The organism is Paracoccus gahaiensis, from assembly GCF_005048225.1.
GTDB lineage: Bacteria > Pseudomonadota > Alphaproteobacteria > Rhodobacterales > Rhodobacteraceae > Paracoccus > Paracoccus gahaiensis.
Genome location: NZ_SUNI01000047.1, coordinates 1 through 10,021, shown reverse-complemented (window position 1 = coordinate 10,021; position 10,021 = coordinate 1). Strand labels below are relative to the sequence as shown.

The following is a 10,021-nucleotide window of genomic DNA, read 5'->3' as shown; positions in this document are numbered from 1 at the left end:
GCTTGCGATCATTCGGGCCGACCCTCGGATCGATGGCGGGCCAGCCCTCATTATTGCAGCTCTGACAGCGTGCGTGGTCGTGGCGCTTCCGTGACGAACCTGGCCCATAATGCTTCCTTCCATTCCTGAGAAAGGATCGCACCATCAAATCGTGGGATTAAGCGCCTAGGATCAGCGTCAAGCGCGAGGACCGGGGCATCGTCTTGCGGTTCCTGCATGGCGCGGTTCGGGTGGGCGATGTGATCACGGCGCAGCGGCCGCAGGGCGAGTTCACCCTGCCGCCCGGGGACGGCCCGCTGGTGCTGGTCAGCGCCGGTGTGGGGATCACGCCGATGCTGACGATGCTGCACGCCCTCGTTGCGGATCAGCCGCAGCGGCTGGTTAGCGTCATCCATGCTGCACGCAACGGCCGCCATCGCGCCTTTGCGGCAGAGATGGCCGAGCCTGTCAGCAGGGGCGGGCGACTGGCACGACGGGTCCATTACGGCGCCCCCGAGGACGGGGACGATCCCCGGACCTTCGACCGGACGGGCCGGATCAAGGCGGCCGGTTTGCTGGCACTGCCGACAGCCGATGATGCAGACTACCTGCTTTGCGGCCCGGCAGGCTTTCTGGCCGACATGCGCGCCGGGCTGGAAAAGGGCGGCGTGGCATCCGGGCGGATCCATCTTGAGACCTTCGGGCCCGCCGGATGATGCACTACGCTTCTATCTCAGTCCGGCTGCCCGCCTGCACCTTCCAGCAGCCATGCCCTCACCTGCGCCATCGCCAGGGTCGGCGGCTTGCCCCGCAGCCATGTCAGCCAGTAGCGCCCCGCGGCGATTTCGGTGGCGAAGGGCCGCGCTAACGTGCCAGCCTGCAGCTGGCGGGCGAACATGGCCGCCGGCAGCAAAGCCACCCCGTGCCCCGCCGCGGCAAGCTCCGCCAAAGCGACCGAGCTGTCCAGCACCGGCCCCTCCAGCGGCGGGCACTCGGTCCCGGCAGCCGCGAACCAGCCCGCCCATTCGTCCACGCGGTAGGATCGCAGCAACCGCTGCCCCGCCAGATCCGGCGGCGCCTGCAGATGCGGCAGCAGATCCGGGGCGCAGAGGGGCGTCAGGGGCGCCGCGATCAGGGGCGCCGCCTCCAGCCAAGGCCATGCGGTCCGGTCGCCGAAGCGGATCGCCATGTGCAGCCCCTCCTTGGCGATGTCGATGCGGTTGTTATGCGTGAAGAGGCGCAGGCTGATGCCGGGATGGGTGGCCTCGAACGCCTCTAGACGCGGGATCAGCCAGCCGGTGGCAAAGGTCGTCACGACCCCGAGGTTCAGCGTCTCGCGATAGCGACCGCCGTGAAAGCGGTCCAGCACCTCGCCCATCTCGTCGAAATTGCGCGTCAGGACCGGGTGCAGCGCGGCGCCGATATCGGTCAGGATCAGCCCGGCCGAGGCGCGCGTGAACAGGCGGTGGCCCAGCAGATCCTCCAGCCGCTGGATCTGCTGGCTGACGGCGGCCTGCGTCACCCGCAACTCGATCGCGGCGCGGGTGAAGCTGCCCTGCCGGGCGGCGACCTCGAAGGCGCGCAGCCCGTTCAGGGGAAGGTTGGGTCTGTCCATGCCATCACCTCAGCTTATGTCCTGCGTCAGGATTTGTCGTTTGAGCAGCGCCGCGTCAATTGATTACACCTCTGTCATGGCCTTGGCCTGATGCCCGCTGGCCGCTTTCATAAGACAAACCGATACCGCCCCTTGCGGGCGGCACCCCCGCGCATGCCGGGGTCACCTTGGAGTTTCCCATGCCACGAACGACAATCGCCGCCTGCATCCTGCTGAGCGCGCTGACCGCCCCCGTCGCCGCCGAGACCATCACCGAGGCCGCCCGCGCCATCGAGACCGATCTGGGCGGGCGCGTCGGGGTATCCCTGCGCCAGCCGGGCGGGGCTGGCGCCACCGGCTATCGCGAAGACGAGCGGTTTCCGCTGTCCAGCACCTTCAAGGCGCCCTTGTGCGGCGCGATCCTGACGCTGGTCGATGCCGGAGAGGATCAGTTGGACCGGGTGATCGGCTACAGCCCGGGCGATCTGGTCACCTATTCGCCGGTCACGGAAACCCGCGACGCGATGACCGTCGCAGAGCTGTGCGAGGCCACCATCACGCTCAGCGACAACACCGCCGCCAACCTGTTGCTGGACCGCCTCGGGGGGCCGGAGGATTTCACCGAATATCTGCGCGCGATCGGGGACGACACGACCCGGCTGGACCGGTGGGAGACGGACCTGAACGAGGCCGCCCCCGGCGATCCGCGCGACACCTCCACCCCCGCGGCGATGACCGCGACGCTGGAGACGCTGCTGTTCGGCCCGGTCCTCTCGGACGCCGCGCAGCGACAGCTAGAGGCCTGGATGCAGGCCGATCAGGTCGCCGACGATCTGATCCGCGCCAGCCTGCCCGAGGGCTGGGAGATCGGCGACAAGACCGGCGCTGGCGGGTACGGGTCGCGCTCCATCATCGCGGTGATCCGCACGCCGCAGGGCGATCCCTGGCTGGCCTCCGTCTATCTGACCGGAAACGAGGCCGACATGCCCACCCGCAACCGCGCCATCGCCCGCATCGGCGCGGCGATCGTCAGCGAGATCTCGGCCGAATGATGAGGCTGGACGGTCGGCCTGCCCGTCGCCGTGCCATGTCAGGCCGGGGTCGGGCAGTGACGCGGCCGTGTAGCGCCGAGGGGTTCGGCCGCAGTCCAGCCCGTGTGCGATTGCCCGGTCAGCGAAGGCCGACATTCGAACATGGTGGCCAATGGGGTCGCGCGGCGGCCTGCCGGACGTCAGCGATCTGCCAGCAACCCTTCGGCCAGCAGGCGGAACGCCTCCTGCGCCCGTGGCAGCGTCCGCGCGGGATCGTCAGAGGCTGCGACCCACAGCGCGGCGTTCAGCGCCGCGCCGTTCAGCAGCCGGGACGCGGCCTCGATATCAACCGGGCGCAGCACGCCTTCGGCCGTCAGCCGCGCCACCGCGTCCCGCGTGGCATCCAGGCAGCGGTTCTGGCTGGGCCATCGCGATGGATCACCCAGAACCGCGGGGCCATCCAGCAGGACGATCCGCTGTATCTCGGGATCCAGGGCCATCTGGATATAGGCCATCCCCTCGGCCAGCAAACCCTCCCAGAGCGTGTCGGCCGAGGCGCCAAGGTCGCGGGCGCGGGCGGCCATCTCGGCATCGATCTGGTCCACGACCGCCGCCAGAAGCCCCTTCTTGTCGCCGAAATTGTGATACAGCGCCCCACGCGTCAGGCCCGCCGCCGCCGTCAGCTCATCCATCGAGGTGCCGGAAAATCCATGCTTTGCGAAAGATTGCCGCGCCGAAAGCAGAAGCTTCCCCCGCGTCTCTTCCATCATTGCAGCCCGCGTTTTGCCTGCCATGGCATCCTTTCCCGTTCACCGACGTCCCACAAGGGCATTGACATACGAAGCGTATGTCAATACGTGTCAGATACGCCGTGTATATCAAACGCGACCCAAATGAAAAGATGATCCGCGACTCCGGCCTCCATGGGGCGCGCGATCAGTTATCGCCCGGACCTGACGGGCAGAAAGGCTTCACCATGACCCAACGCCACGCGATCTTTCTAGAGGGCCCGACCCGCCACGCCCTCTACGACGCCCATGGCTACTCTCCCGCCGTCCGCGCGGGCGATCTGCTGTTCGTGTCCGGCCAGGTCGGCAGCAGAGAGGACGGTTCGCCCGAGCCGACCTATATCGCCCAGGTCGAACGCGCCTTCGATAACCTTCGCGCGGTGCTTGCCGCCGCAGGCTGCACCTTTGACGATGTCATCGACGTGTCGACCTTTCATACCGACCCTGAAGCACAACTGGCCGACCTGATGACCGTGAAACAGCGCATCTTCCCCGCTGCGCCCTTTCCGACCTGGACCGCTGTCGGCGTGACATGGCTTGCGGGCTTCGATTTCGAGATCAAGGTCGTCGCGCGCATCCCCGGGGCGTAAGGCTCGGTTGCTATGAGGATCATTCTTGTCGAAGATGAACCGGGCCTTGCCGAGATGCTGCGCAGGTTTCTGGAGCGCGAGCGTTTCGTGGTTGACCACCTTGACTGTCTGGCCGCAGCGGGCGACGCCTGCGCGATGGTCGATTACGACCTGGCGCTTCTGGACCGGACGCTACCCGACGGCGACGGGCTTGCACTGGTCGGGGCCCTTCGCCAGCGCAGGCCGGGCATCCCCATCATCATGCTCAGCGCGCGGGGCGACATCGGGGATCGCGTGACGGGGCTGGATCACGGGGCTGACGACTATCTCGTGAAGCCCTTCGCGCTCGACGAGATGCTGGCGCGGATCCGTGCCGTCAGCCGTCGCCCCTCGCAGATGCAGGGTGACCGCATCGAGGCAGGCGCCGTGGTCTTCGAACCCGCGACTGACGCGGTCGAGGTCAGCGGCCAGTCCATGACCCTGCCACGTCGCGAACTGCGCGTGCTGGCCGCCTTGATCAGGCGGCGCGGGCGGACGGTGATGCGCGAAACGCTGGAGCAGGCGGTCTTCGGCTTCGATGACGAAATCCAGTCCAATACGCTGGATTCGCACGTGTCCCGCCTGCGTCGCAGATTGCGCGAGGCGGATGCCGGGGTCGAGATCCATGCGATCCGGGGGGTCGGCTATCTGCTGCGCGCCGCGCCGTGATGCGCGGCCCCTCGCTCAAGCGACCGCTGATCGTCTATCCGCTGGTGGTCCATCTTCTGACGCTGTTGGTGTCGGTCCTGATCCTGATCGCCGGTGCCCTCCGCATCGATAGCGGCGGCCCCTATACCGACGAGAGGATCGTTCCCATCATCGCCGCCGCGATCGACCGCGACCCTTCGGGCGCCCTTGTCATCCGACCCACCGATGATCTGTCGACGCTGCAGGCGGAAACGCCGAATCTGTGGTTCATGGTCGAGGACGATGCCGGGAACGGCGTGACCTTCGGGACGGTGCCCGCCCTCTTCGAGTCCTTCCGGGGGCGGCTGAGCGAGCTGTCCTTCGCCCAGCTGCGCGATCGGACGCCACCCCATGACCTGGCGGCGGTGCTGCGCCGCGAGACGACCCAGATCGGGCCGCTGACGGTTCTGGGCCATGGTGCCTTGTCGGAACTGAACCTCGTCGTCCTGCTCGCATCCTCCGTCATCGTCGTTCCGATCATCCTTCTGTTATCCATCACCTCGTTCGCGATCACGCCCTGGATCGTCAGGCGGGCGCTGGCAGGCATGTCGCGCATCGCCCGGGAGGCCGAGGAGATCGACCCCGACCGGCGCGGCAGACGCCTGAGCGAGGCTCATGTCCCGCGCGAAATCGCGCCTCTCGTTCGTGCAATGAACGACGCCCTGCGGCGTCTGGACGAGGGCCACGAACGCCAGCAGCGGTTCATTGCCTCGGCATCGCATGAGCTGCGGACGCCGATTGCCGTTCTGCAAAGCAAGGTGGACAGCTCGGCTGACCCCGTGGTGCGGGCGCTTGGCGGCGACCTCCAGCGCCTGACCATCCTGACCGAACAGCTTCTGGATCTTCAGCGTCTGGCGCAGGGCGGCACCGCCACCGAGGTCGATCTGGTCGCCCTTGCCCGCAGCGTCGTCGCGGACCTCGCACCTTTGGCCATTGCCGGCGGTCGGTCGATGGAGGTTCAGGTGCTGCGTCGCGAAGCCTGCCTTGGGGATGCCGCGGCGCTGGAGCGGGTCCTGATGAACCTGCTGCGCAACGCCATCGATCACGGCGGGCGCCATGTCGTGCTGCGCGTCATCGGCAGGACGCTGGAAGTTCAGGACGATGGACCGGGCATCCCCCCCGATCAGCGCGAACGTGTGTTCGAGCCGTTCTACAGGCTGCGGCCGCACTCGACGGGAAGCGGTCTGGGCCTCAATCTGGTGGCCGAGGTCGTGGCCCGGCATAATGGCCGGGTGACGATCCATTCGGCGCCGGATGGCGGGACCATCGTGCAGGTCGATCTGGGCGTACCGGCGCAAGGCATGTCCGGGATGACCGCACCCGATGCGCCCGGCCGGGGCTGACCACGCGCATTTCTTGTGCCGGTGCGGCGCGCGCTCCATGTTCACGCAATCTTCGGGATGGAGAAGCACCGCGACACCGGCCGCCTCAGTTCGACCGCGACATGGCGGCCGGTGTCGAGAAGCAACAATGCGAAGGCAAATGAAATGCGTGAACGTCCCTCTCTCCCGCCCCGTCGCCCCTTGAAGGGCCTCGGCCTTGCGCTGGTGGCCAGCGGCCTTCTGGCCGGCTGCATGTCGGAAACCGGCTCTCTTGAAAGCGCCTACGCCGCGAACCTCGCCAGCGAGACCGCGCTCAACGCCCAGGTCATGGGCGACCGCGCGCGCGACCAGCGCTGCGATCGCGATCCTGGCCGCGGTGAATGCGGACGCCGCTGACGCGTTGCCGCGCGGTCAACGACGACCGCATTGCGAAGGCCCGGTCCGTGCCGGACGGCGCATCGGAAGAGCCAAGGCTGTCTGGGTGGCTGGCGCCGAATTTGCGCTGGCCACCCCGACCGACCTGGAGGAGAGACAGATTGAGACCCACCCGAATGCGCGGCCCGGCAACCCCATCCCCAGGGCCGGGCGCGGCCCTGTCCCCGCCTGACATGGCTGGCGCGCCCGGCGCTGGTGTTCCGCAGCGCGGCGTTTGCGCTGCTGATGTCGAGCGGCGCGGGTTCTGCCACCGAGGAGCTGACAATGATCTATCCCGAGACCCGACGGGCCGACAGGTCAGACAGAATGTTCGGGGTCGAGGTCGCTGATCTGTTCCGCTGGCTCGAGGCGGACCCGCGCGAAGATGCCGAGGTCGCCAACTGGATCGGTGCGCAGAATGCCGTCACGATCCCCTACCTTGAGGATCTTCCGGGTCGCGCGGTCTTTCAGGATCGGCTGACGATGTTGCACAACCACGACACCGTGCTTGCTCCGCTGAAACGCGGCGACCGCTATGTCTTTCTCCGCCAGAGCGGAATGGACGATCAGCCGCGCCAGTTCCAGCGCACGGGTGCAGAGGGCGAGGACCAGATGCTGCTGGACCCGAACGACTGGTCGCAGGACGGGACGGTCGCATTGGCCGAGTGGGACGTCTCGCCGGACGGGGCCTTTCTGGCCTATGCCATGCAGGTCGGAGGCACCGACTGGCGGACCATCCGGGTCATGGACACCCGCACGGGCGAGGTGCTGGACGATACGGTCGAATGGGCCCGGTTCACCACGATCGCTTGGGCCGGAGATGGCAGGGGCTTTTTCTACGCCCGCTTTCCCGCGCCCGAGGAGGACACGTCCTTCACCGCCGCGATCAGCGGTCATGCAGTCTATTTTCACCGGCTTGGCACGGCACAATCCGACGATCGGCTGATCCACGCCCCGACATCCGAGACGCCGCTGGTCCATGCCCCGACCGTCATGGCGGACGGGCGGTTCCTGATCATCTCCACATCCGCGCTGACCGGCGGCGTGGCGGTTTCGGTCACGGACCTGTCGCAGGACGATCCTCACCCCATCACCCTGGTCGACAGCCATGCCGACAGCTGGGCATTGCTGGGCAATGTCGGTTCGCGGCTGATCTTCTCGACGCAGATGGGCGCACCCCGCGGCCGCGTCATGTGCATCGACCTGGCCGACCCCGACCCCGTCTTTTCGGAACTGTTCCCCGAACATGACGACGCGGTTTTGCGCGACGGCACGGCGGGCGTGCTTGGCGACCGAATCATCCTTGCCTCTGTGGTCGATGCGACGACGCAACTCGCGCGGTTTCGCCTCGACGGAACGCCGGACGGGTCGATCGTGCTGCCCGGTCCGGGAACCACCGTTGCCTTCCGTGGTCAGCCCGGCGCCAACGAGGCCTGTTTCGCCTTTACCGGCTATGACACGCCGCTGACCGTGTTTCGCCTGGATGTGGCCAAGAACCGGACAACGGTCTGGGCAGCGCCCGAGCTGCCGGTCGACCTTGACGATGTCGTGGTCGAACAGCGCTTCTACACCTCGCCGGACGGGACCCGTATTCCGCTGTTCATCATGCGACGCGCGGATGTCACCGAAGCGGCCCCGACCTTGCTGAACGGGTATGGCGGCTTTGCCCTCAGCATCGTGCCGCAATACCTTCCGGCCGCGATGTCCTGGGTCGAGCAGGGCGGGGTCTATGCCGTCGCGAACATCCGGGGCGGCGGTGAATATGGCAGCGATTGGCACCATGCCGGATGGCGCGATCTCAAGCAGAACGAATTCGACGATTTCATCGCCGCAGGGGATTACTTTGTCGCCTGGGGCATCACGTCACCGGACGGGCTTGCGATCCACGGTCAATCGAATGGCGGACTGCTGGTCGGTGCGGTGGTCAACCAGCGACCGGACCTGTTCGCCGCCGCCATCCCACATGTGGGCGTCATGGACATGCTGCGCTTTGACCGATTCACCGGCGGAACGCTGTGGGTCGAGGAATACGGCAGCCCCGGCGGTGGAGGATCATTTCCACACCATGCTGGCCTATTCACCCCTGCACAATGTCCGTGACGGGACCGATTATCCCGCCATCCTGGTGATGACTGCCGATACCGACAACCGCGTCGTTCCTGCGCATTCGCTCAAACACGCAGCCACTTTTCAGGCGGCCGATATCGAGATCCGGCCACATCTGTTGCGCGTGGCGACAAAAACGGGACACGGTTCAGGCAACCCGACGGGCATTCTGATCCCTGAAATCACCGACCGATGGGCCTTTGCCGCCCGCTGGACCGGATTGGACGTCATGTCGGTGAACGAGTGAAGCGTTCAGAGATCGGCCCTTGTCCGTCCCTTGCATCGGTTCGTTATGCGCAGGGCGTGGTCGTTGTTCGGTACTTGGAGAGAAGACTAAGCCCGGCCCTGAAACTGTTGTTTGAACCGGAAGTCCAGAGCTTTCCAATCGACGCATTCGCCGACAATCCTGCTGCTGATCGCCAGGCCTCGCGTTCCCATCCTTGTCATTCAAGGCCACCGTGCGCTTCAGGTCGGCGAGCAAGATGCCCTTGCGCGCGCAGATGCCACCCTGGACGCGGCCCTTTCACTGATCCCGGATATGGGTCATGTAGTGAGAGTCGTATTGTCCAATGACATGGCCGGTAACGTTGCCGCCCCTGCGGATCGAAATTTGCTAGTCCTCTTGTTTAACGGTTTCGTTGCACGGCTTCGAGCAGGGACGGGACGACCTGCATCCTCCTCTCTCTGAATGGCGAGTTTCACAGACCTCAAGGCCATCAATGCAGGACATTCGTCCGATTGTCTGAAGGACCGAAAGGCCCCGCGCTGCGGTCAGACTAAGGCGGCGGCCCAAAGTCCGCTTTGCGTGACCGACGCCGCGATCGTGCAGTAGGACTACAATTCCGAAGACAATCGTCCTTCTCTCTGCGGTGCACGGATGAATTTTTCGACCAGATCGTCTGTCCATTCCACATATTCGACGTGCAGCCCATCGGCATGGCGCGCGTACAGCATGTGCCCCGTAGGTGCGTCCGTCACCGGCTGAGTGATGATCGCGCCTTGAGCGAGCAACTGGGCCTCCGAGGCCACTATATCCGATACGATCAAGGGCCATGACTGTCCCGGATCGGGGCGAGCGCCTCGTCAGTCCCGGCGACCACGAACACATCGCCGATCCCTACCAGATCCCACTCGCCGAACCGCATTCTCAGATGCGCCTTGCGGGCGTGCAGGCGTTCGAGCCAAGGGTCTGGACTCATAACCAATAGATAACGGTTGCGGCGAGCGCGATCGCCGAGAGGAAGACCTTGGGGCACCTGTCATACCAAGTTGCGACACGCCGCCAGTCCTTGAGCCTGCCGAACATGATCTCGATGCGATTGCGGCGTTTGTAGCGACGCTTGTCGTATTTCACGGTTGTCTTGCGCTGCTGCCGGTTTTGTGGACGGCAGGTTAAGCTAGCATAGCGCGCGCCTCGAACTCCATTGGGCTGAGGTAGCCCAGTTTCGAATGGCGCCGCCGCGGATTGTAGAAGCGTTCGATGTAGTCGAAG

General features: G+C 65.9%; 11 protein-coding genes and 1 pseudogene. 8 read left to right on the top strand and 4 right to left on the bottom strand.

Annotated elements, in window-relative coordinates; translation table 11 throughout:
- The first annotated feature begins 203 nt into the window (after positions 1–203).
- A complete protein-coding gene (locus FA743_RS19600; RefSeq protein WP_136887745.1) occupies positions 204–695 on the top strand; it encodes a ferredoxin reductase domain-containing protein in 492 nt (163 codons plus the stop codon).
- A gap of 17 nt (positions 696–712) precedes the next feature.
- Here the strand turns inward: FA743_RS19600 and FA743_RS19595 are convergent, their stop codons facing one another.
- Positions 713–1,594 carry a LysR family transcriptional regulator gene (locus tag FA743_RS19595; protein WP_136887744.1) on the bottom strand — a complete coding sequence of 294 codons (882 nt, stop codon included), beginning with the start codon at positions 1,592–1,594 and terminating at the stop codon, positions 713–715.
- A gap of 179 nt (positions 1,595–1,773) precedes the next feature.
- Between FA743_RS19595 and bla the strand changes: the two genes are divergently transcribed.
- On the top strand, positions 1,774–2,625 hold the full coding sequence (bla, locus tag FA743_RS19590; RefSeq protein ID WP_136887743.1) for a class A beta-lactamase: 852 nt from the start codon (positions 1,774–1,776) through the stop codon (positions 2,623–2,625).
- A 179-nt stretch (positions 2,626–2,804) separates the two neighbouring features.
- On the opposite strand, the gene FA743_RS19585 is transcribed toward bla, so the two are convergent.
- Entirely contained in the window at positions 2,805–3,371 is a 567-nt protein-coding gene (locus FA743_RS19585) for a TetR/AcrR family transcriptional regulator (protein ID WP_281281799.1), read from the bottom strand.
- Between the two features lie 134 nt (positions 3,372–3,505).
- On the opposite strand from FA743_RS19585, the gene FA743_RS19580 reads away from it, so the two are divergent.
- From FA743_RS19580 to FA743_RS20840, 6 genes are all read left to right on the top strand, one after another.
- On the top strand, positions 3,506–3,982 hold the full coding sequence (locus FA743_RS19580; RefSeq protein WP_246055070.1) for a RidA family protein: 477 nt from the start codon (positions 3,506–3,508) through the stop codon (positions 3,980–3,982).
- A gap of 12 nt (positions 3,983–3,994) precedes the next feature.
- Positions 3,995–4,669 carry a response regulator transcription factor gene (locus FA743_RS19575; RefSeq protein ID WP_136887741.1) on the top strand — a complete coding sequence of 225 codons (675 nt, stop codon included), beginning with the start codon at positions 3,995–3,997 and terminating at the stop codon, positions 4,667–4,669.
- Positions 4,669–6,030 (top strand): sensor histidine kinase, encoded by a 1,362-nt coding sequence (locus tag FA743_RS19570; protein ID WP_246055069.1) that lies wholly within the window; start codon positions 4,669–4,671, stop codon positions 6,028–6,030. Before FA743_RS19575 ends, FA743_RS19570 begins: the two co-directional genes overlap by 1 nt.
- Positions 6,031–6,087: 57 nt before the next feature.
- Positions 6,088–6,405, top strand: a complete 318-nt coding sequence (locus FA743_RS19565; RefSeq protein ID WP_136887739.1) for a hypothetical protein — start codon at positions 6,088–6,090, stop codon at positions 6,403–6,405.
- A gap of 303 nt (positions 6,406–6,708) precedes the next feature.
- Positions 6,709–8,523 (top strand): prolyl oligopeptidase family serine peptidase, encoded by a 1,815-nt coding sequence (locus FA743_RS19560; RefSeq protein ID WP_211242345.1) that lies wholly within the window; start codon positions 6,709–6,711, stop codon positions 8,521–8,523.
- Positions 8,489–8,776, top strand: coding sequence for a prolyl oligopeptidase family serine peptidase (locus FA743_RS20840; RefSeq protein WP_211242344.1), 288 nt, complete (start codon positions 8,489–8,491; stop codon positions 8,774–8,776). Before FA743_RS19560 ends, FA743_RS20840 begins: the two co-directional genes overlap by 35 nt.
- 948 nt (positions 8,777–9,724) lie before the next feature.
- Here FA743_RS20840 and FA743_RS19555 read toward each other — a convergent pair.
- Together FA743_RS19555 and FA743_RS19550 are read right to left on the bottom strand one after the other, a co-directional pair.
- Positions 9,725–9,904, bottom strand: a pseudogene (locus FA743_RS19555) (transposase); the annotation flags it as partial.
- Positions 9,905–9,921: 17 nt separating this feature from the next.
- Positions 9,922–10,021 (bottom strand): IS3 family transposase (locus FA743_RS19550; RefSeq protein ID WP_136884740.1); only part of this gene is annotated, 100 nt, incomplete at its 5' end.